This is a genomic window from Streptomyces sp. NPDC030893, assembly GCF_055571535.1.
Window position 1 is genome coordinate 210,449 of the sequence record NZ_JBVIFC010000013.1, and the last position, 20,741, is coordinate 231,189.

At 70.7% G+C, this 20,741-nt stretch carries 18 protein-coding genes, 1 rRNA gene, 1 pseudogene and 1 riboswitch; of the genes and pseudogenes, 7 read left to right on the top strand and 13 right to left on the bottom strand.

Annotated elements, in window-relative coordinates; translation table 11 throughout:
* Positions 1-48 precede the first annotated feature (48 nt).
* On the bottom strand, positions 49-1,566 hold the full coding sequence (locus tag ACZ434_RS24075) for a glutamate-cysteine ligase family protein (RefSeq protein WP_468459116.1): 1,518 nt from the start codon (positions 1,564-1,566) through the stop codon (positions 49-51).
* A gap of 551 nt (positions 1,567-2,117) precedes the next feature.
* On the opposite strand from ACZ434_RS24075, the gene ACZ434_RS24080 reads away from it, so the two are divergent.
* The 6 genes from ACZ434_RS24080 to ACZ434_RS24105 all read left to right on the top strand — a co-directional run bounded on the left by ACZ434_RS24080 (position 2,118) and on the right by ACZ434_RS24105 (position 6,664).
* The gene (locus tag ACZ434_RS24080) at positions 2,118-2,726 is read left to right on the top strand and encodes a hypothetical protein (protein WP_468459118.1); all 609 of its coding nucleotides are present in this window, start codon (positions 2,118-2,120) and stop codon (positions 2,724-2,726) included.
* 305 nt (positions 2,727-3,031) lie between these two features.
* Positions 3,032-3,232: a DUF5999 family protein gene (locus tag ACZ434_RS24085; protein ID WP_468459120.1), complete on the top strand. Its 201-nt coding sequence runs from the start codon at positions 3,032-3,034 to the stop codon at positions 3,230-3,232.
* A 161-nt stretch (positions 3,233-3,393) separates the two neighbouring features.
* Positions 3,394-3,789, top strand: a complete 396-nt coding sequence (locus ACZ434_RS24090; RefSeq protein WP_468459122.1) for a TOBE domain-containing protein — start codon at positions 3,394-3,396, stop codon at positions 3,787-3,789.
* Between the two features lie 162 nt (positions 3,790-3,951).
* A complete protein-coding gene (gene modA, locus ACZ434_RS24095; RefSeq protein ID WP_468459124.1) occupies positions 3,952-4,758 on the top strand; it encodes a molybdate ABC transporter substrate-binding protein in 807 nt (268 codons plus the stop codon).
* Positions 4,755-5,582, top strand: a complete 828-nt coding sequence (locus ACZ434_RS24100) for an ABC transporter permease (RefSeq protein WP_468459126.1) — start codon at positions 4,755-4,757, stop codon at positions 5,580-5,582. Before modA ends, ACZ434_RS24100 begins: the two co-directional genes overlap by 4 nt.
* A 5-nt stretch (positions 5,583-5,587) precedes the next feature.
* On the top strand, positions 5,588-6,664 hold the full coding sequence (locus ACZ434_RS24105) for an ABC transporter ATP-binding protein (RefSeq protein WP_468459128.1): 1,077 nt from the start codon (positions 5,588-5,590) through the stop codon (positions 6,662-6,664).
* 115 nt (positions 6,665-6,779) lie between these two features.
* On the opposite strand, the gene gcvP is transcribed toward ACZ434_RS24105, so the two are convergent.
* Entirely contained in the window at positions 6,780-9,665 is a 2,886-nt protein-coding gene (gene gcvP, locus ACZ434_RS24110; protein ID WP_468459130.1) for an aminomethyl-transferring glycine dehydrogenase, read from the bottom strand.
* A gap of 174 nt (positions 9,666-9,839) precedes the next feature.
* A riboswitch (glycine riboswitch) is annotated at positions 9,840-9,935 on the bottom strand.
* A gap of 113 nt (positions 9,936-10,048) precedes the next feature.
* Here gcvP and ACZ434_RS24115 point away from each other — a divergent pair.
* Positions 10,049-10,423 carry a PRC-barrel domain-containing protein gene (locus ACZ434_RS24115; protein WP_468459132.1) on the top strand — a complete coding sequence of 125 codons (375 nt, stop codon included), beginning with the start codon at positions 10,049-10,051 and terminating at the stop codon, positions 10,421-10,423.
* Here the strand turns inward: ACZ434_RS24115 and ACZ434_RS24120 are convergent.
* The 11 genes and pseudogenes from ACZ434_RS24120 to rrf form a co-directional block, all read right to left on the bottom strand.
* Positions 10,342-11,816 (bottom strand): annotated as a pseudogene (locus tag ACZ434_RS24120) (DNA polymerase IV). The gene ACZ434_RS24115 and the pseudogene ACZ434_RS24120 overlap by 82 nt on opposite strands.
* A gap of 59 nt (positions 11,817-11,875) precedes the next feature.
* Entirely contained in the window at positions 11,876-12,559 is a 684-nt protein-coding gene (locus ACZ434_RS24125) for a MerR family transcriptional regulator (protein ID WP_468459134.1), read from the bottom strand.
* Between the two features lie 190 nt (positions 12,560-12,749).
* Complete coding sequence (locus ACZ434_RS24130; RefSeq protein WP_004934251.1) at positions 12,750-13,223, bottom strand: bifunctional nuclease family protein; 474 nt, start codon at positions 13,221-13,223, stop codon at positions 12,750-12,752.
* A gap of 83 nt (positions 13,224-13,306) precedes the next feature.
* Entirely contained in the window at positions 13,307-14,050 is a 744-nt protein-coding gene (gene ftsR / locus ACZ434_RS24135) for a transcriptional regulator FtsR (protein WP_468459136.1), read from the bottom strand.
* A 38-nt stretch (positions 14,051-14,088) separates the two neighbouring features.
* A complete protein-coding gene (locus ACZ434_RS24140) occupies positions 14,089-15,018 on the bottom strand; it encodes an FHA domain-containing protein (protein WP_468459138.1) in 930 nt (309 codons plus the stop codon).
* Between the two features lie 61 nt (positions 15,019-15,079).
* Positions 15,080-15,979, bottom strand: a complete 900-nt coding sequence (locus tag ACZ434_RS24145; RefSeq protein ID WP_468459140.1) for a DUF881 domain-containing protein — start codon at positions 15,977-15,979, stop codon at positions 15,080-15,082.
* Positions 15,980-15,984: 5 nt separating this feature from the next.
* On the bottom strand, positions 15,985-16,317 hold the full coding sequence (locus ACZ434_RS24150) for a small basic family protein (RefSeq protein WP_003988855.1): 333 nt from the start codon (positions 16,315-16,317) through the stop codon (positions 15,985-15,987).
* Positions 16,314-17,150, bottom strand: coding sequence for a DUF881 domain-containing protein (locus ACZ434_RS24155; RefSeq protein ID WP_468459165.1), 837 nt, complete (start codon positions 17,148-17,150; stop codon positions 16,314-16,316). The genes ACZ434_RS24150 and ACZ434_RS24155 overlap by 4 nt, the downstream gene beginning before the upstream one ends.
* Before the next feature lie 168 nt (positions 17,151-17,318).
* On the bottom strand, positions 17,319-19,814 hold the full coding sequence (locus tag ACZ434_RS24160) for a sugar phosphate nucleotidyltransferase (protein WP_468459142.1): 2,496 nt from the start codon (positions 19,812-19,814) through the stop codon (positions 17,319-17,321).
* Between the two features lie 115 nt (positions 19,815-19,929).
* Positions 19,930-20,538, bottom strand: coding sequence for a CDP-alcohol phosphatidyltransferase family protein (locus tag ACZ434_RS24165; RefSeq protein WP_468459145.1), 609 nt, complete (start codon positions 20,536-20,538; stop codon positions 19,930-19,932).
* 108 nt (positions 20,539-20,646) lie between these two features.
* Positions 20,647-20,741, bottom strand: a 5S ribosomal RNA gene (gene rrf / locus ACZ434_RS24170); the annotation flags it as partial.

Below are 20,741 nucleotides of genomic sequence, written 5' to 3' on the forward strand. Positions count from 1 at the left end.
CAGTATGAGGGCAGCGGCCGTGCGGGCCGGACGGGGGGCCGTCCGCGGTCAGCCCGTGGGCACGGGTTCCGGCAGTCCCACCGGCCAGGTGTGCACGGGGTCTCCCTGCTCCATCAGCTCGCGGTAGCGGCGGGTGGTGGCGGCCAGGGCGGCCTCCCGGCCGAGGCCCAGGTCGAGGGCCCGGTGGAAGGTCGCGGCCTGCCACGTCGCACCGTTCACCCGGCGCCGGCACCGCTCCTCGATCACCCCGAGGTACAGGTCGCGGTCGGCGGGCTCGATGCCCCACGCGTCCAGCCCGGCCTCGGCCAGCGGCAGCAGCTCGTCCCGTACGAGGGTGACCGCGTCCACCTCGCCCAGCCCGCCGAGACGGCCGCGCCGGGGCCAGGTGAAGCGGGCGTCGATGCCGTGTTTGCAGGCGGCGTCGAAGTTGGCGGCCGCGGCCTCGAAGGGCAGCCGCGTCCACACCGGGCGGCTGTCCTCGGCGAGGGCCCGGACGACGCCGTAGTAGAAGGCCGCGTTGGCGATGACGTCGGTGATGGTGGGCCCGGCGGGCAGTACGCGGTTCTCCACGCGCAGGTGGGGGACGCCGTCGGCGATGCCGTAGACGGGGCGGTTCCAGCGGTAGACGGTGCCGTTGTGCAGGACCAGTTCGGCGAGCGAGGGAACGCCTCCGCGGTCCAGCACCTCGAGCGGGTCCTCGTCGTCGCAGATGGGCAGCAGGGCCGGGTAGTAGCGCAGGTTCTCCTCGAAGAGGTCGAACGCGGAGGTCACCCACCGCTCCCCGAACCAGGTGCGCGGCCGCACGCCCTGGGCCTGGAGTTCGGGCGGGCGGGTGTCGGTGGACTGCTGGAACAGCGGGGGCCGGGACTCCCGCCACAGTTCCCGGCCGAACAGGAACGGCGAGTTGGCGCCGACGGCGATCTGCGCGGCGGCGACGGCCTGCGCCGCGTTCCACACCCCGGCGAAACGCTCCGGGGTGACCTGGAGGTGCAGTTGCACCGAGGTGCAGGCGGCCTCGGGGGCGATGGACTTCGAGGTGCAGCTGAGGCGTTCCACACCGTCGATGTCGAGGGTGAAGTCCTCACCGCGCGCGGCCACGATCTGATCGTTGAGCAACGCGTAGCGGTCGACGGCGGAAAGGTTCGAGGAGACGAGGTCGTCCCGGTCCAGTGTCGGCAGGATGCCGATCATCACGATGCCCGCGTCCACCTCGCGGGCTTTCCGGTCGGCATAGGCGAGCGAGGTGCGCAGTTCCTCGTCGAGCCGGTCGAATACCCGCCCGCTCAATCGGTGGGGCGCGATGTTCACTTCCAGATTGAACATCGCGAGCTCTGTTTGGAAGTCCCGGCTGGCGATCCGTTCGAGGACTTGCGCATTCAACATTTTCGGCATGCCGTCGGCGCCCGTGAGATTCAATTCGATCTCCAGCCCCATGAGGTTCCTGGGGCGGTCGAACCGCTTCTCCGCCAGGAGCCGCTCCAGCGCCGTCAGACAGCCGCGGAGCTTCTCGCGGTACCGCTGGCGATCGGAGAGGTCGAACTGACCTGCCACGACCTTCTCCCCCATCGAAGCGTCCCTCCTCGGATGGGCGGACCGAAGAACGGCCGCCGGGGTCCCGGTCCACAAGGGAGGATGCCCCGCGAATGCGATCGATAACGTCCCGGACGGACCCGTCAGCCGCTAGTCTGGCCGAAGGTGACCAGTGGCACATTCACGGGGCATGGCACAGCGTGTACGGCGCATACCGGATGCGGACTCGTGAAAAACGCCGACGAGAATGGGCCGACCGCTCGGCGGTCGTTGTCCGAGGTCATCGACGTGCGCCCGTCCTGGAATCGGGATTATTTCCGCATTTCACCGGCCAGAAGTGCCCTTGTTCACCGGTCCGCAATGAGCTAGACGAAACATAGGCTGAACACGTGTCGTATAAACTTCGCCCACAAGGCAGAAGGTTGGCGCCCGCGGTCGAGTGATCCAGCCGAGAGGCGGCGTGCGGCAGTCCACACCCCCGTCTCCCGCGCTCAGACCCCGGCCCCTGCCTCTTGACCTTCGCGAGCTGACAGCGCCGTCCGCCCCGCCCTCGCGCCACTGTGCCTTCGAATGAGAGGCGACCCACCATGCCGCTGCATGTCCCCCCGGCTCCCGCGCCCGCACTGCGTTCCGTCCTGACCGCGCTCTCCTCACCGACCGCGGTCCGTGAGGCGCGAACTCCGTCCTTGCTCGGCGCCCAGGGACCCGCCTCACCCGAGCTCCCCCTCCCGGTGCACGTCCTCGACCGGGTCACCGCCGACGGCGAGACCGCGACCCGGCTGGCCGGGTGGCGCTTCCTGATCCGTACCGGCGACCGCGCGGTGGCCGCCGCCGACACCGTGCTCACCGCCGACGGCTGGACCTTCTCCCGCTTCTTCGAGGGCCCGTACATCGCCTCCACCGAACTGGCCCTGCGCCAGGCCGAGGCCATGGCCCAGCCGTACCAGCCGCGGCTGCTGTCCGTGCCCGGTCTCTACATGCTGACGCTCTGGCTGCACGGCGACCCCGCCGCGGACGGCGCCGGCGGCCACCCGGCCGCCACCGACCTGCTCGTCCCGCTCGCGCCGGCACCGCCCGGCATCGCCGCCCACCGTCCGCACCGGGTCACCGATCTCCTTCCGGTGCTGACCCACCGGGTGACCCCGACCGTGACCCCGACCGTGACCCCGACCCGTCTGCTCCGGTCACCGGCCTGACGTCCCGCTCCCGTACCCCCCGCCCGGTGCCCCGGGCGGGGGGTACGCGTATGTGGACTAGCCCCATTCGGCCAGGGCGAACCACCCGAAGCGGCAGGGGAGTTGAGATGAACCGTCCGCGCGGGTGATGCGTCATCACCCTGTGAGGAGCGGTGCCGCGAAATCCCTGCGGATCCTTGTCCGTGGGGCAACACTGGTTTCCGACCGACCTATCACAACGGGGGGCGGCCATGAACGACGCTTCACGCCGCGGAACTGACACGACAGCCGACTCACAGGTCACCACAGAGCGAGAGATCCCACCCATGTGCCAGCACCAGCCACCGTGCCCCTCAGCCGACTCCGCCGACCGGGAGTCCGCCCGTCTCGCGGCGCACCACCCGGAGCAGGGCTGGAGCCTGCTGTGCAACGGTGTCGTGCTCTTCGAGGACACCGGTGAGCTCCTGCCCGACGGCAGGATCATCGGCCCGCAGCGCCACCGGGGCACCAGCCTGACCACCGCCTGAGCCCACGAGCCCGACCGGACGGACCGGAACGCGCGCGGGCGGACCGGGGGCCGGACCGCGGGACCACCTCCCCGCGCGCCGGCCCCGACGCACGCCCGGCCGCACCGCTCCGAGGCCGACCGGCGACCACGCGTCCCGCACCGCGCCCTATCGTGACCGGCATGCAGTCCTACACGATCGGCCAGGCAGCGAGGCTGCTCGGAGTGAGCCCGGACACCGCCCGCCGCTGGGCGGACGCGGGGCGCATCACCACCCACCGCGACGACGGCGGGCGGCGGCTCGTCGACGGACGGGATCTCGCCGCGTTCTCCGTCGAACTCGCCAGGGCGGCAACCGCGGAGGAGGACACCCCATACACCTCCGCCCGCAACGCCTTCCCCGGCATCGTCACGGCGATCAAGCTCGGCGATGTCGCCGCCCAGGTCGAGATCCAGGCCGGGCCGCACCGTCTCGTCTCCCTGCTCACCCGCGAGGCCGTCGAGGAACTGGGCCTGGAGGTCGGTGTGGAGGCCACCGCACGGGTGAAGTCGACAAACGTCCATATCGACCGCACGTGAGCGAACCCGTCCGCAAGGAGGAACGCACATGCGGCCCTCTGCGCCTTCTCACCTGGCTCATGCGATGAGACAGGGGACTTTCACCTCGCGGATGCGCCAGTATGATCGGCGTATCGGAAGGGTCCTGCGGGCTCTTCCCGCCCTACCGAGGGAGCCCCCGAGATGACCCGTTCCACGCGCCGGGCCCACGCGTACCGGCAGATCGCCGGCATCGGGGCCGTCGCCGTCCTCGCGCTGAGCGGCTGCTCCTCGTCCGGTCCGGAGTCCTCCTCCGCGGCGGAGGGGGAGGAGGTCACCGGCACGGTCACCGTGTTCGCGGCCGCCTCCCTGAAGGAGACCTTCACGGAGCTGGGCGAACGGTTCGAGAGGGACCACCCGGGGACCGAGGTCGCCTTCAACTTCAGCGGCAGCGACTCCCTGGCGGCCGGCATCAACAACGGCGCCCCCGCCGACGTCTTCGCGGCGGCCAGCACCACGACGATGGAGCTCGTCACGGACGAGGGGCACACGGCGGGCAGCCCGAGCACGTTCGTCCGCAACCGGCTGCAGATCGCCACCGCACCGGGCAATCCGCACGGGATCGACTCCCTCGACGACCTGACCGCCTCCGGTCTGAAGGTCGTGCTCTGCGACCGGACGGTGCCCTGCGGCACCGCCGCGCAGACCGCCCTCACCGCGGGCGGCGTCCCCCTGACACCCGTCTCCTACGAGCAGGACGTCAAGAGCGCGCTGACGAAGGTCGAACTGAAGGAGGCGGACGCCGCCCTCGTGTACGGCACGGATGTGCGCGCGGCCGGTGACAAGGTGGAGGGCGTGGAATTCCCCGAGTCCGCCGAGGCCGTCAACGACTACCCTATCGCCCTGCTGGAGAACGCCCCCAACCCCTCCGCCGCCAAGGCGTTCCTGGAGCTGGTGAAGTCCCCGGAGGGCCGGCGGGTGCTGGGCGGGGCGGGATTCCTCGAGCCATGAGGACCGGCCAGGAAGCGCCCCGCACGGCGCGCCCCCGCCCGCCCGGCCGCGGTGTCCCGCTCGCTCTCCTCGTGCCCGCCCTGCTGGGCCTGGCCTTCCTTCTGGTGCCCCTCCTCGCCCTGCTCCTGCGGGCTCCCTGGCGCAGCCTGCCCGAGCAGCTGACCAGCCCCGAGGTCTGGGAGGCGCTGCGCCTGTCACTCCTGTGCGCCACGACGGCGACCGTGCTGAGCCTGCTCGTCGGCGTCCCGCTGGCCTGGCTGCTGGCCCGTACGGACTTCCCCGGCCGGGGCCTGGTCCGTGCCCTGGTGACGCTCCCGCTGGTGCTGCCGCCGGTGGTGGGAGGTGTCGCCCTGCTGCTCGCCCTCGGCCGCAACGGGGTCGTCGGCCAGTGGCTGGACGCGTGGTTCGGCATCACACTGCCGTTCACCACCACGGGCGTCGTCCTGGCCGAGACGTTCGTGGCGATGCCGTTCCTCGTCATCAGCGTCGAGGGCACGCTGCGGGCCGCCGACCCGCGCTACGAGGAGGCCGCCACCACCCTGGGCGCCTCCCGCTTCACCGCGTTCCGCCGCGTCACACTGCCGCTGATCGCTCCCGGTATCGCAGCCGGCGCCGTCCTGGCGTGGGCGCGGGCCCTCGGGGAGTTCGGCGCGACGATCACCTTCGCCGGCAACTTCCCCGGCCGCACCCAGACCATGCCGCTCGCCGTCTACCTCGCCCTGCAGAACGACCCGGCCGCGGCGATCGCCCTCAGCCTGGTGCTCCTCGCGGTGTCCATCGCCGTACTGGCCGGGCTGCGGGACCGCTGGATGAGGGCCGTCTGATGGTCATGCCGAACAGGTCCAGCGGGACGACCGGGCCCGCCGCCGAGGGGCTGGACGCGCACCTCGTCGTGGACCGCGGCGCGTTCCGCCTGGACATCGCGCTGACCGCCGCGCCCGGCGACGTCGTCGCCCTGCTCGGCCCGAACGGCGCGGGCAAGACGACCGCCCTGCGCGCCCTGGCCGGCCTCGCACCGCTCACCGCGGGCCGTCTGCGGCTGGACGGCACGGACCTGCGCCGGACACCCCCCGAGTCCCGCCCGGTGGGCGTCGTCTTCCAGGACTACCTGCTCTTTCCCCATCTGACCGCCCTCGACAACGTCGCCTTCGGACCGCGCTGCCGGGGCACCGGCAAGGCGGCGGCCCGCGCCCTGGCCGCCGAGTGGCTGGACCGGATGGGACTGGCCGGGCACGCGGACGCCAAGCCCCGGCGGCTCTCCGGCGGCCAGGCCCAGCGCGTGGCCCTCGCCCGCGCGCTGGCCACCCGCCCCCGGCTGCTGCTCCTGGACGAACCGCTCGCCGCCCTGGACGCCCGCACCCGGCTGGAGGTGCGCGCGCAGCTCCGCCGCCATCTGGCCGCGTTCGAGGCCGTCGCCGTCCTGGTCACGCACGACCCGCTGGACGCCATGGTGCTCGCCGACCGTCTGGTGGTCGTGGAGGACGGGCGCATCGTGCAGGAGGGCACGCCCGCCGACATCGCCCGGCACCCGCGCACCGAGTACATCGCCCAGCTGGTCGGCCTCAACCTGTACCGCGGGCAGGCCGAGGGCCACACGGTACGGCTCGACGCGGGGCCCGCCGTCAGCACCACCGAGGACCTCTCCGGGCCCGCCTTCGTGGCGTTCCCGCCCGGTGCGGTGACCCTCCACCGGGAACGGCCCACCGGCTCCAGCGCCCGCAACCTCTGGCAGTGCGCCATCGCCGGGCTGGAGAGCCACGGCGACCAGATCCGCGCGGAGCTCACCGGTGAGCTGTCCCTGGCCGCCGACCTCACCACGGTCGCCGCGGCCGAACTCGACCTCCGTCCGGGCGCACAGGTGTGGGCCGCGGTCAAGGCCGCACAGACGCACGCGTACCCGGCCTAGCCGCGCACGGTGCCCGGAAGCACGGGTTCACCGGGCGGCGTGGACGGCCATCGGCGGACCGAAGGGGCCCCGCCCGGCCACCCGGCCGGAGCGGAGCCCCTTGGACACCTCCGCGTCAGTCCTCGTACGCGTCCAGCGGCGGGCAGGAGCAGACGAGGTTCCGGTCGCCGTAGGCCTGGTCGATACGGCGGACCGGCGGCCAGTACTTGTCGGCGGCGCTCACCCCGGCCGGGAAGACGGCCTCCTCGCGCTCGTACGCGTGCTCCCACTCACCGCCGAGAGCGGCGGCGGTGTGCGGCGCGTTGCGCAGCGGGTTGTCGTGCGCGGGCCACTCACCGGAGCCGACCTTCTCGATCTCGGCACGGATCGCGATCATCGTCTCGCAGAACCGGTCGAGTTCGGTCAGGTCCTCGGACTCGGTGGGCTCGATCATCAGCGTGCCGGCCACCGGGAACGACATCGTCGGCGCGTGGAACCCGTAGTCGATCAGACGCTTGGCCACGTCGTCCACGGTCACGCCGGTCGCCTTGGTCAGCGGGCGCAGGTCGATGATGCACTCGTGCGCGACCAGGCCGCCGGGGCCGGTGTAGAGCACCGGGTAGTGCGGCTCCAGGCGCTTGGCGATGTAGTTGGCGCTGAGCACGGCCACCTGGGTGGCCCGCTTCAGGCCCTCGCCGCCCATGAGACGGACGTACGCCCACGAGATGGGCAGGATGCCCGCCGAACCCCACGGCGCCGCCGAGATGGGGCCCACGCCCGTCTCCGGCCCGGCCTCGGGCTGGAGCGGGTGGTTCGGCAGGTACGGGGCGAGGTGGGCCCGTACGCCGACCGGGCCGACGCCGGGACCGCCGCCGCCGTGCGGGATGCAGAACGTCTTGTGCAGGTTCAGGTGCGAGACGTCGCCGCCGAAGTGGCCGGGCTTGGCCAGACCGACCAGGGCGTTGAGGTTGGCGCCGTCCACGTACACCTGGCCGCCGGCCTCGTGCACCTCGGCGCAGATGTCGGCGACGTGCTCCTCGAACACACCGTGCGTCGAGGGGTACGTGATCATCAGCACCGCCAGCTGGTCGCGGTACTGCCCGATCTTCGCCCGCAGGTCCGCGACGTCGACCTCGCCGTCGTCGGACGTCTTGACGACGACGACCTTCATTCCGGCCATCACGGCGCTGGCGGCATTGGTGCCGTGCGCGGAGGACGGGATCAGGCAGACGGTGCGCTGCTCGTCGCCGTTGGCCCGGTGGTAGCCGCGGACGGCGAGCAGGCCGGCCAGCTCGCCCTGGGAACCGGCGTTGGGCTGGAGGGAGACCTTGTCGTAGCCGGTGACCTCGGCGAGACGCTCCTCCAGCTCACGGATGAGGGTGAGGTAGCCCTGCGCCTGCTCGGCGGGCACGAACGGGTGCAGCTGCCCGAACTCGGGCCAGGTGACCGGTTCCATCTCGGTGGTCGCGTTGAGCTTCATGGTGCAGGAGCCCAGCGGGATCATGCCGCGGTCCAGCGCGTAGTCGCGGTCGGCGAGGCGGCGCAGGTAGCGCAGCATCGCGGTCTCGGAGCGGTGCTGCTGGAAGACGGGGTGCGTCAGGTACTCGTCGTCGCGCAGCAGGGCGTCCGGCAGGGTGTCCGGGGCGGCCGCGTCCAGGGCCTCGATGTCGCCCTCGGCGCCGAAGGCGCTCCACACGGCGGTCAGCCGGTCGCGCGTGGTGGTCTCGTCGCAGGCGATGGAGACGTGGTCGGCGTCGACGAGACGCAGGTTGACGCCGTTGTCACGGGCGGCGGCCACGACCTCGGCGGCCCGCCCGGCGACGCGCACGGTCAGCGTGTCGAAGTAGGAGCCGTGCACGATCTCGGCTCCGGCGGCCCGCAGCCCCTCGGCGAGGACCGTGGCGTACCGGTGGGTGCGCCGGGCGATGACCCGCAGACCCTCGGGGCCGTGGTAGACGGCGTACATCCCGGCCATGACGGCCAGCAGCACCTGGGCGGTGCAGATGTTGCTGGTGGCCTTCTCACGGCGGATGTGCTGCTCACGGGTCTGCAGGGCGAGGCGGTAGGCCTTGTGTCCGTCCACGTCGACGGAGACGCCGACGAGACGGCCGGGCAGGCTGCGCGCCATCTTCTCCTGCACCGCCATGTAGCCGGCGTGCGGTCCGCCGAAGCCCATCGGCACACCGAAACGCTGGGTGGTGCCGACGGCGATGTCCGCGCCCAGCTCGCCGGGCGACTTCAGCAGGGTGAGGGCGAGCAGGTCCGCGGCGACGGTGACGAGCGCGCCCAGCTCGTGCGCCTGGTCGATGACCGGCTTGATGTCGCGCACGGCACCGGAGGCGCCCGGGTACTGGATCAGCACGCCGTTGATCTCGCGCTCGGCGAGCCCGGCGGGGATGCCGTCGCTCAGGTCGGCGACGACGACCTCCACCCCGGTCGGCTCGGCACGCGTCTCGATCACGGCGATGGTCTGCGGCAGGGCGTCCGCGTCGACCAGGAACAGGCCCTTCTTGTTCCTGCCCATGCGCCGCGACAGCGCCATCGCCTCGGCGGCGGCGGTGCCCTCGTCGAGCAGGGAGGCACCGGAGGTGGGCAGGCCGGTGAGCTCGGCGACCACGGTCTGGAAGTTCAGCAGCGCCTCGAGCCGGCCCTGGGAGATCTCCGGCTGGTAGGGCGTGTAGGCCGTGTACCAGGCGGGGTTCTCCATCACGTTGCGCAGGATGACGGGCGGTGTGAAGGTGCCGTAGTAGCCGAGCCCGATCATGGACCCGAGCACCTCGTTGCGGTCGGCCAGGGTCCGCAGCTCGGCCAGCACCTCGGCCTCGCTCCGCGCACCGGGCAGGTCCAGCGCCTCGGCGTTCTTGATCACATCCGGCACGGCGGCGGCGGTCAGCTCGTCCAGCGAGCCGTAGCCGACCTGGGCGAGCATCTTGGCCCGGGCCTCGTGGTCGGGGCCGATGTGGCGCTGTTCGAAGGGGATTCCCCGTTCGAGTTCGGAGAGCGGAGTGCGAGGGGCGGTCATTGAGGAGGCCTCCTGGTCCGACGACCTTCGAGGGGCACCACGGCGCAGGTGCCCGGACGGCCTCCCCCTCTGTCATCTCAACCTGAGAGCTTCACCGGAACGCCCGGGGCGGTCCGGTTTTCACCGTCGGTGAGAGCGGAAGCCGTCGACACCCGCCCTGCTTTCCAGAGTGACCTCGTCCGTGCGGTACGTGTGCCTGAGAGATTCCGGGGAGGATTTGCTCCTTCGGCGCCTCCGGTGGTGCCTGGAGGGCTCTCCCGCACGGGGTCAGCGGCCGATTGCCAGCGTACCAGCGAGCACAACACCGGGGCTTCGAGTGGCCGCACCGCCGATTCTGCCGTTTTGTAGTGCTTACGGATGAGTTTGCGACCAGTGGAGGGCCCGTGCAGACCGACATCGATCCGCGCCACCTGATCGGCCGCAAGGCGTTCGACCGCACCGGAAACCGGATCGGCACCATCGACGAGGTGTATCTCGACGACGCCACCGGCGTACCGGAGTGGGCGGCGATACGCACCGGCCTGTTCAGCCGGGACGCCTTCGTCCCCCTGGAGCCCAGCGAACTGATCGACGGCGCCCTCCACGTGCCGTTCGAACGGGCCCTGATCAAGGACGCACCCGACTTCGGTGTGGGCCGCCATCTCTCCCCCGAGCAGGAACTTCAGCTCTACCACCACTACGGTCTGGACGTCGCCGCGCCCCCTCCGCTGGAGGACCGCGACTTCGGCAGGCTGGCGGGCAAGGACAAGCAGGTCTGACCCGCCGCCCCGCTCACCCGCTCCCGTCGCCGGCTCTCGCGCTCTCGTCCTCCCCCGGTCCCGGTGACACCAGCGGCAGCGGATCCGCCGGTTCCAGGGCCGGGTCGTCGGTGCGGAAGGTCCTCACCCGGCCCGGCCGGGAATCGGGCGTCTCGAAGCGGACGGTGACCCGGCCCAGCCCACTGCCCTGCACCCAGCCGTGCCCGTACGCGCTGTGCCGCACGTCGTGCCCGGCCGGCCAGCGCCGCTCGGCGGGGACCGGGCTCGCCGCCTCCTGCGCGGCCTCGGGCGCCTCGTGAGCGGATTCCTCCCCGGCCACGCCCGCCGCCTGCGCGAACAGGTCCTCCTGGGTGTAGTCGGCCAGTCCGCTGACTCCCACCCCGAGCAGCCGCACCCCGCCCGTGGTGTCGACCGCGTCCAGCAGCCGCGCGGCGGCCTCGCGCACCACCGCGGGATCGTCCGTGGGCCCCCGCAGCGTCTCGGACCGGGTGAGCGTGGAGAAGTCGTACCGCCGCACCTTGAGCACGATCGTGCGTCCCGACAGACCGGCCCCGCGCAGTCTGCGCACGCACCGGTCGGCGAGCCGCACGACCTCCGCGGCGACCCGCACCCGGTCGTGGATGTCCACGTCGTAGGTGTCCTCCACCGACACCGACTTGGCCTCCCGCTCGGCCACCACCGGCCGCTCGTCCCGCGCCAGCGCCATCGCGAACAGCGCGTGCCCATGGGCCTTGCCCAGTAGCCGTACGAGTTCGTCCTCCCCCGCCTCGGCGAGTTCGCCGACCGTGTGGATCCCGGCCCGGCGCAGATGGTCACCGGTCGCCGGGCCCACACCGGGCAGGGTGCGCACGGACAGCGGTGCCAGCAGCGCACGCTCCGTGCCCGGCTCGATCAGCACCAGCCCGTCCGGCTTCGCCTGCTCCGAGGCGATCTTCGCGAGCATCTTGGAGACGGCCAGCCCCACCGAACCGGTGAGCCCCGTGACCTCCCGTATGTCCGCGCGCAGCTTCGCCCCGGCCAGACGGGCCGACCGCTCGTCCCAGGCGCTGCCGCCGGCCTCCAGGTCCACGAAGGCCTCGTCCAGGCTGAGCGGCTCCACCAGCGGCGACATGGCCCGCAGCAGGCCCATCACCTGCTCGCTGATGGACCGGTAGAGGGCGAACCTCGGCACCAGGTACGCGGCGTTGGGCGCGAGCCTCCGGGCCTGCGCCATGGGCATCGCCGAGTGGACGCCGAAGATCCGTGCCTCGTACGAGGCGGTGGCGACCACACCGCGCGGCCCGAGCCCGCCCACGACGACGGCCTTCCCGCGCAGACTCGGCTTGGACGCCTGCTCCACCGAGGCGAAGAAGGCATCCATGTCGAGATGCAGGATCGTGGGCGCGGCTCTCACGTGTCCGATGCTGCCCTACGCCACTGACAATGCCCTGTTGGGAGGGGTGCGGGAGCTTCTCAGACGGCCTTGTTGCGGCGCCGCGCCAGCTCGTCCATCGGGTTGTGGCCGACCAGGGTCTCCCCGGTGTCGACGCGCTCCCCGTGCAGCTGCGACAGCGCGCTCTCGACATCGCGCCACACCACGCCCACGGCGATGCCGAAGACGCCCTGGCCGCCCTGGAGCAGGGCGTGCACCTCGTCGGGCGAGGCGCACTCGTAGACGGTGGCGCCGTCGCTCATCAGCGTCATGCGCTCCAGATCGCTGAAGCCGCTCTCGCGCAGGTGCTGGACGGCGCTGCGGATGTTCTGCAGGGACACGCCCGTGTCCAGGAACCGCTTGACGATCTTCAGCACGACGACGTCGCGGAAGCTGTACAGCCGCTGCGTCCCCGACCCGTGGGCCGGTCGCACGCTCGGCTCGACCAGTCCCGTACGGGCCCAGTAGTCGAGCTGCCGGTAGGTGATGCCGGCGGCGGCGCAGGCCGTGGGTCCCCGGTAGCCGATCTCCTCGGAGGCCGTGACCGCCGCCCCCGCGCCGCTCGGCACGGCCGTGGGCCGCTGCGGGGCGTGCTCGGTCGCACCGCCGTGCACGGGATACCCCGCGCTCGGCCGGAACCGGGAGCTCTGGGGAGGATACGGCCCGCTCGCCCCGAAACCGCGTCCGGGGGCACCCCCAGCCGTACCGTCGCCGCTGCTTCTCACGCCGACCTCCGTCCTTGACCTGCCTCCCCGACGGTAGGCAGTCACCAAGGGTGCGTCAACGATCGCCACACTCGGCACGCCGAGTGATAATCACCCTAAGAGTGGTTTCCCGTGCCCCACCGCGGGGAAAGGCTAGCCGAATGCCTGCCGCTCGGGCCTGACGCCCGGCCACGGCGGCGGCCGCCCTCCCTCACTGGTTGCTGGTTCCGAAGTCCTCCGGCGAGATCTGGTCGAGGAACTCGCGGAACTTCTCCACCTCGTCCTCCTGCTCGTCCGGAATGGCGATGCCGGCGTCGTCGAGCACCGTGTCACTGCCGTAGATCGGCGTTCCCGTGCGCAGCGCCAGCGCTATGGCGTCGGAGGGGCGGGCGCTCACCTCGACCCCGCTGGCGAAGACCAGCTCCGCGTAGAAGACACCCTCGCGCAGGTCGGTGATGCGCACCTCGGTGAGCTCCTGTCCGACGGCTTCCAGCACGTCCTTGAACAGGTCGTGGGTCAGCGGTCGTGCCGGTGCCATGCCCTGCTGGGCGAAGGCGATGGCCGTCGCCTCCCCTGGTCCGATCCAGATGGGGAGGTAGCGGTCGCCGCCCACTTCACGCAACAGCACGATCGGTTGGTTGGAGGGCATCTCGACCCGGACACCTACGACATCGAGCTCGTTCACACAGCAACCCTAGGCCGTGCCCGGGACGTTTGGGTAGTCGGGCCGGGGTCGGGTGGCCGATCCGCTCCCCCGGCCCCGCGCGATCAGGGCAGCCGCACCCCGAGCGCCGACTGCACCAGCGCCGCGTGCAGCTTCACCGCGAGTCCGGCGAGCTCCTTGGTGCGGGCCTCGGCGTGCGCCCTGGTCTGCGGGTTGCGGTGGCGCCGCAGCGGGGCGACGACCTGGTCCACCAGACCGGCCTCCCGGTCGGCGGCGGCCTTCATCGCCCGGAGATGACGTGGCTCGATCCCGAACCGCCCCAGCTCGGTGATGAGCCCGGCGACCGTGACCGCCTCGGCGTCGTACACCCCGTCCTCCACGGGGGCGAGCAGTCCGTAGGACTCCCACTCGGCGAGTTCGGGCTCGGCGACACCGGCGGCGGCGAGCAGCTGGCAGCGGCCGATACGGGCCGGTGCGGGCCCGTCGGCGGCCGGTTCGTGGGCGGCGGCCTCACCCTCACCCGGACGGCTCAGCACCGGCAGCGGGGCGGCCTCACCGCGCTCCATGGCCGCCAGGTGCTCCCGGATCACCTTGAGCGGCAGATAGTGGTCCCGCTGGATCCGCAGCACCTGTCCGAGGCGCTCGACGTCCCCGGCGCTGAACTTGCGGTACCCCGACGGGGTCCGCTGCGGCTCGATCAGCCCTTCCGACTCCAGGAAGCGGATCTTGGAGATGGTGACCTCGGGGAACTCCTCACGCAGCACGTTCAGCACCGCCCCGATGCTCATCAGTCCGGTGCCCGCGGCGGCGGCGCCGTCGCCGGCACCGCCGCTCGGTGTCTGAAGCATGGACCTTCCCTGGGCTCCCCCGGCCGGAACCGGGGCCGTCAGTAGCCCCGCTGGCTCGCGTAGAAGACCAGCCGGTACTTGCCGATCTGCACCTCGTCCCCGTTGGACACGGCGATCTGGTCGATCCGCTCACGGTTGACGTAGGTGCCGTTCAGGCTGCCGACGTCGGCCACCGTGAACGAGCCGTCGGGGCTGCGGCGGAACTCCACGTGGCGGCGGGAGACCGTCACGTCGTCCAGGAAGATGTCGCTCTGCGGGTGACGCCCGGCCGTGGTCAGGTCGCCGTCCAGCAGGAAGCGGCTGCCCGAGTTCGGCCCCCGGCGCACGACCAGCAGCGCGGACCCCATCGGCAGCGCGTCGACGGCCGCCTGCGCCTCCGGGGAGAGCGTCGGCATCTGCGTCTGGCCGGTGGCCTCGGCGTCGTAGGCCTCGAGACCGGAGATGGAGATCGTGGACGTCGTCTCCGAGGGGCGCTCGGGAGCGACTCCGGGCCTCAGCGGAGCACCGCAGTTGGAACAGAAGCGGCTGTTCTCCGCATTGCGGTTACCACACCTCGTACACACCAGGGCCGACATGGAATCCTCCTGCCGCGGCTGCCCACCTGGGGCTTGGGACGCGTACGGGTCGGGGTACCCACCACCCGTACCTGAGGTCGACGGCTGTCCGAAACCTATGCCGCCCGACTGTGCGGGGTCAACGGACGGCGCGCCCTGACCCACCTGGTCCCGGAACAGCGGACGCTGACCTTCCGCGTCAGGCTGTGCGCGGTGACGAGCGGTCGCGTTGTCGCTGTCCTCTCGCCGCGCGCTCTTGCCGAACAACTTCGCAAACAACTTCACGGGCGATTCCCCTTGACCGAAACAGACCCGCCCGTGGGGCAGGACGAACCCTGACTGAACACATTGGCCGACCCGGACATCTTCACAACGTCCGCCTCCGCCAGACAGTTTCCACCACGCACCACCCATTCGGTGCGCCGACCCCCCGCAACCTCCTGCCCTCGCCGGAAGCCCCCCATGCACCCCCGGTTCACCGGGAGGACGACCGAGCGTAGTCAGGCCGCTTCGCCGCCCGCAAGGCATCCACGACGATCTTGGTGGACCGCTCCACGGTAACGGTGGCCTGTTCCTTCTCGAGAGTCTGCACCACGCCTCCGGGGATGTTGAGGGCCGGCTCGAGGTCCTGCGGCTTGCCGATGACCTTGAAACGATAGGGAGCGGTGATCTTGTTCCCGTCCACGGCGATCCCGTCCTCCGAATCCGTCAGGTAGGTGCTCGCCACCACTCGTACACCGTTCACCTGGATCGCCTCGGCACCGGCCGCGCGCAGTTCCTGGACGGCGTCGAGCAGCATGTCCGCCTCGACCATTCCCTTCGTGTCCTCGATGGTCATGGTGATCCCGGGGCCCTGAGCGGCGACGGTGCCCGCCAGGACGCCGAGTTGCCTCTCCTTCTCGATCGTCTGCCTGCGGGCCTCCTCGGCCTGGTCGGAGCTGTTCTCCAGCTCGTCACGCTGTTTCTCGAGGCCCTGCTTCTCGTCCTCAAGACGCTCTGTGCGGTTGTCGAGTTCATCGAGGATGCGCACAAGATCTTCCTGGCGTGCCCCGCGCAGCGCGCTGTCGCTGTCGCTGTTGGAGGCAACCTGCACGGCCAGACCGAAGCCGAGGCCGAACAGCAGCAGCGCGACGATGAGTTGGGCGCGGGTCAGCCGGGGTGGCCACAGCCCCTTCACCAGCCGCTGCCGTCCGGTCAGCGCGGGCCCGGCCGGCTCCCGCGGAAGGTTCTCCTCCGCGGGCGTGGGCGCGCTCGCGGGCACCTCGGCGGGCAGTTCCCTGCGCAGGCCGGCCGCGGGCGGTCCCTCGGGGGCGCTCCTGGGCGGGGACACCGCCGGGCGCGTGGCCCCGTCGTGCGGGTGCTCGTGATCGTTCATCGGCCTCACGCCCTGAACACGTGCCGGCGGATCGCCGCGGCGTTGGAGAAGATGCGGATGCCGAGGACGACCACGACACCGGTGGACAGCTGGGCTCCCACGCCGAGTTTGTCGCCGAGGAACACGATCAGCGCGGCGACGACGACGTTCGACAGGAACGAGACCACGAAGACCTTGTCGTCGAAGATGCCGTCGAGCATGGCCCGCAGCCCTCCGAACACGGCGTCGAGCGCCGCGACGACGGCGATCGGCAGGTAAGGCTCGACAACCGCCGGAACCTCGGGCCGGACCAACAGTCCGGCCACGACTCCCACGACGAGGCCCAGTACGGCGATCACGATGTGCCCTTCTCGGTTATCGGCTGTGCGGTACGTACGATCACGCTCGGCGCGGCGGGCAGCCGGACGTCGTCCTCCACGGAGATGGCGGTGCGGATGCCGTAGTTCTCCTGCAGGGCGTGCAGATAGAGTCCGTCCGCGCTGTTCTGGAACCGGTCGCTCATCGGCCCGCCGTCCCCCACCGCGAGCACCGTGTACGGCGGCACCAGCGGCCTGTTGTCGACCAGTATCGCGTCTCCGGCGGCCCTGATCGCCGACAGGGCGGTCAGCCGCTGCCCGTTGATGGCGACGGCCTCCGCGCCCGACTCCCACAGGCCGTTGACCACGCGCTGCATGTCACGGTCACGGACCCGGCCGGTGTCGGAGAATCCGGAGGCCGAGCGGGCATCCCCGTCACCGCCCACGCCGGCGTCCTCGGCGTCGTCCACCACGAGCCGCACTCCGGGCCCGTGCACCGCGGTCGCGCCGGACAGCATGCCCACCAGCGTGGACCGGTCGCCTTCGCCGCTGTCACGGAGGGCCTCACGCTGCCGTGCGCTCACGTCCACGCGGAGTTCGTCGACGGTGTCCTCGAGCCTGTCGGCGGCCTCGGTCTCCCGCTCGATGCGGTCGATGAGCTCCTCGCGTTCCTTGGCGACGGCCGGAGCCTCCACCCGGGCCTGTGCGGCGCCGAGCGTCACAATCAGTGCGGCCAGCACCAGGCCGCCGGCGAGTCCGAGTTTCGCCCTGAGGGTCTTCGGCATGCCGCCGTCCCCGTCGGACTTCCTGCGCGCGGCTGCCTCGGCGTATCCGTCGTCGAGACTGTGGTCCATGACGTTGGTGATCAACGACATGGAGGCGTCCGGGCGTGCGGGCCGCGCGGGTGTGCTCCGAACGGGGGGATGCTGCGGCATGCCGCACATCGTCGCACGCCGCGGCCACTACCTCCGAAACGGCCCTACCGGCGTGCCGGACAGGCCCCGTTGGGGGCACTTGTCCGGCACACCCGGGTACCGCTCGGCCTACCGTCCCGCGCTGTCGACCACCGCCGACCACTCGTCGAGCAGTGCTTGCGCGGAGGCGTCGTCGGGGCCCTCGGCCCACAGATGGGTGACCGCCTCGGCCGGGTCGGGCAGCACCATCACCCAGCGGCCGTCGGTCTCCACCACGCGCACGCCGTCGGTGGTGTCCACGGAGCGCTCTCCGGCCGCCTCGACGACCCGCCGCATCACCAGGCCCTTGACCGCCCACGGCGTCGCCAGGTCCCGCTTGAGCACGTGCGCCCGCGGAATGCGCGCGTCGATCTGGCTGAGCGTGAGCTGGGTGCGGGCGACGAGCCCGATGAGCCGGACGAAGGCGGCGGTGCCGTCATAGACACTGCTGAACTCCGGGACGATGAACCCGCCCTTGCCGTCGCCGCCGAAGATGGTTCCCTCTTCGCCGCCCACGCGCGTGAGGTCGTCCGGCGAGGTGGTCGTCCATTCGACCTGCGTGCCGTGGTAGGCCGCCACCTGCTCGGCGATCCTCGTCGTGGTCACCGGGAGGGCGACCCGACCGCTGCGCCGCTCGGAGGCGATCAGGTCGAGCATCACGAGCAGCGCCCGGTCGTCCTCGACGATCCGCCCCTTCTCGTCGACCAGGGACAGCCGCTCACCGACGGGGTCGAACCGTACACCGAAGGCGGCTCCCGAGGACGCCACGATCTCCCCGAGCCGGACCAGTCCCGAGCGCCGCATGTCGGCCGTCTCGGTGGGCCTGGACTCGTCGAGACCGGGGTTGATGGTCAGCGAGTCGACGCCCAGCTTGCCGAGCAGGCTCGGCAGCACCAGGCCGGCACTGCCGTTGGAGGCGTCCACGACGACCTTGAGTCCGGACTCGGCGATCCCGGTGATGTCGACGTTGCGCAGCAGCGATCCCGTGTACGAGTCGAAGACGCTCGCCGGGAAGTGCAGATCGCCGATCTCCCCGGGGAACGCACGCCGGTACTCCTGCCGCGCGAAGACCCGGTCCAGCTTCCGCTGGCTGCCCTGTGAGAGGTCGGCACCCTGCCCGTCGAAGAACATGATGTCGACGGAGTCCGGCACTCCGGGCGTGGTCCGGATCATGATGCCGCCGGCGCTGCCCCGCGCGGTCTGCTGCCGCGCCACGGGCAGCGGTACGTTCTCCAGGTCCCGTACGTCGATGGCGCTGGCCTGCAGTGCCGAGATCACCGCCCGCTTGAGCGCACGGGCGCCGCGGGAGTGGTCGCGGGCCGTGGTGACGGTCGAGCCCTTCTTGAGCGTCGTCGCGTACGCACCGGCCAGCCGCACCGCGAGTTCGGGTGTGATCTCCACGTTCAGGATGCCGGACACGCCCCGAGCCCCGAAGAGGTGCGCCTGTCCTCTGGATTCCCAGATGACGGAGGTGTTGACGAAGGCGCCGGCCTCGATGGTCTTGAACGGGTAGACCCGCACATTGCCCTGGACGATCGATTCCTCACCGATCAGGCACTCGTCACCGATGACGGCACCGTCCTCGATCCGCGCGGCGCGCATGATGTCGGTGTTCTTGCCGACGACGCAGCCACGCAGGTTGCTGTGCGGCCCCACGTACACGTTGTCGTGCACGACGGCCTTGTGCAGGAAGGCACCGCTCTTGACGACGACATTGGAACCGACGACGGTGTGTTCGCGGATCTCCGCGCCGGACTCGACCTTGGCGTAGTCGCCGATGTAGAGGGGGCCACGCAGGACGGCGTCGGGGTGCACCTCGGCGCCCTCGGCCACCCATACGCCCGGGGAGATCTCGAAGCCGTCGATGTCGACGTCGACCTTGCCCTCCAGGACGTCGGCCTGGGCCTTCACATAGCTCTCGTGCGTGCCGACGTCTTCCCAGTAGCCTTCGGCGACATAGCCGTAGACGGGCTTGCCTTCCTTCATCAGCTGAGGGAAGACGTCACCGGACCAGTCGACGGGCACATCGGGCTCGACGTAGTCGAAGACCTCGGGCTCCATGACGTAGATACCGGTGTTCACCGTGTCGGAGAAAACCTGCCCCCAGGTCGGCTTCTCCAGGAAGCGCTCGACCTTGCCTTCCTCGTCCACGATGGTGATGCCGAATTCCAGGGGATTGGGCACACGGGTCAGGCAGACCGTGACCAGGGCGCCCTTTTCCTTGTGGAAATTGATCAGCTCGGTGAGGTCGAAGTCGGTGAGGGCGTCGCCGGAGATGACGAGAAAAGCGTCGTCCTTCAGCGCCTCCTCGGCGTTCTTGACGCTACCGGCGGTACCGAGGGGCTTCTCCTCATTGGCATAGGTGAGCTCCATTCCGAGCTCTTCGCCGTCACCGAAATAGTTCTTGACGAGCGACGCAAGGAACTGGACAGTCACAACGGTTTCGTTGAGCCCATGCCTTTTGAGCAGCCGCAGAACGTGCTCCATGATCGGCCGGTTGGCCACCGGCAGGAGCGGCTTGGGCATGCTTGAGGTCATGGGGCGAAGGCGGGTGCCTTCGCCTCCGGCCATCACGACGGCCTTCATGTCGGAAGCGTCCTCCTCGAAGAGACGACGGTCTGACCGACTTCACCCGCCGGGATTGGCCGGCACTTTTACAGTGCGGGTCGTCGCGCCACGTTGCGCGTACTGATCAGCGAGTTCAATCGGCCACAGGGTCCGCACGAACCAGACGGCGGACTTGGACCACGTAAAGCACTCCTGCCCACCAATACAGGGTTGTACCCCATCCGGCGAACGCCCAGCCGAAAATAGCAGCGAGTGACGAGATCCAGCCAGTTCCGTCACTGAGCAGGAGCAGTGGGAAGGCGTACATCAGGTTGAAGGTGGCGGCCTTCCCCAGGAAGTTCACCTGGGGCGGCGGATAGCCGTGCCGCCTGAGGATGCCCACCATGACCAGGAGAACCAGCTCGCGGGCCAGCAGCACGGCGGTGAGCCAGAGCGGCAGAATCTCGCGCCAGGTGAGGCCCACGAGGGTGGAGAGGATGTAGAGACGGTCGGCGGCCGGGTCGAGCAGCCGGCCGAGGCTGCTGATCTGGTTCCACCGCCGCGCGAGCTTGCCGTCCAGGTAGTCGCTGACGCCGCTGAAGGCCAGCACCAGGAGCGCCCATCCGTCGCTCTTAGGACCACCGAACTCCGGCCTGAGGATCAGCCACAGGAACAGGGGTACGCCAACGAGCCGCGCCATGCTGAGCATGTTCGGGATGGTGAGGACGCGGTCTGTCTGCACCCGCGTCTCCTGGACCTCCACCCGGGATCCTCCTGTGGGGAAATGTATCGACGATGCCCCCCGACCTTACCTCAACGCAAAAAAGCTCTGACTCTTGGGCTGTGCCCAAGAGCCAGAGCTCTAAAGGTAGTTCGGCGGCGTCCTACTCTCCCACAGGGTCCCCCCTGCAGTACCATCGGCGCTGTAAGGCTTAGCTTCCGGGTTCGGAATGTAACCGGGCGTTT

Bases quoted from the DNA above. Each gene is read 5' to 3' on its own strand.
- ACZ434_RS24105 (WP_468459128.1), top strand. From the start codon at position 5,588: ATGCCGAACAGGTCCAGCGGGACGACCGGGCCCGCCGCCGAGGGGCTG.
- ACZ434_RS24075 (WP_468459116.1), bottom strand. From the start codon at position 1,566: ATGGGGGAGAAGGTCGTGGCAGGTCAGTTCGACCTCTCCGATCGCCAG.
- ACZ434_RS24140 (WP_468459138.1), bottom strand. From the start codon at position 15,018: ATGGGTGGTGCGTGGTGGAAACTGTCTGGCGGAGGCGGACGTTGTGAA.
- ACZ434_RS24155 (WP_468459165.1), bottom strand. From the start codon at position 17,150: ATGTCGTTGATCACCAACGTCATGGACCACAGTCTCGACGACGGATAC.
- ACZ434_RS24160 (WP_468459142.1), bottom strand. From the start codon at position 19,814: ATGAAGGCCGTCGTGATGGCCGGAGGCGAAGGCACCCGCCTTCGCCCC.
- ftsR (WP_468459136.1), bottom strand. From the start codon at position 14,050: ATGCTTCAGACACCGAGCGGCGGTGCCGGCGACGGCGCCGCCGCCGCG.
- ACZ434_RS24080 (WP_468459118.1), top strand. From the start codon at position 2,118: ATGCCGCTGCATGTCCCCCCGGCTCCCGCGCCCGCACTGCGTTCCGTC.
- gcvP (WP_468459130.1), bottom strand. From the start codon at position 9,665: ATGACCGCCCCTCGCACTCCGCTCTCCGAACTCGAACGGGGAATCCCC.
- ACZ434_RS24090 (WP_468459122.1), top strand. From the start codon at position 3,394: ATGCAGTCCTACACGATCGGCCAGGCAGCGAGGCTGCTCGGAGTGAGC.
- ACZ434_RS24085 (WP_468459120.1), top strand. From the start codon at position 3,032: ATGTGCCAGCACCAGCCACCGTGCCCCTCAGCCGACTCCGCCGACCGG.
- modA (WP_468459124.1), top strand. From the start codon at position 3,952: ATGACCCGTTCCACGCGCCGGGCCCACGCGTACCGGCAGATCGCCGGC.
- ACZ434_RS24145 (WP_468459140.1), bottom strand. From the start codon at position 15,979: ATGAACGATCACGAGCACCCGCACGACGGGGCCACGCGCCCGGCGGTG.
- ACZ434_RS24100 (WP_468459126.1), top strand. From the start codon at position 4,755: ATGAGGACCGGCCAGGAAGCGCCCCGCACGGCGCGCCCCCGCCCGCCC.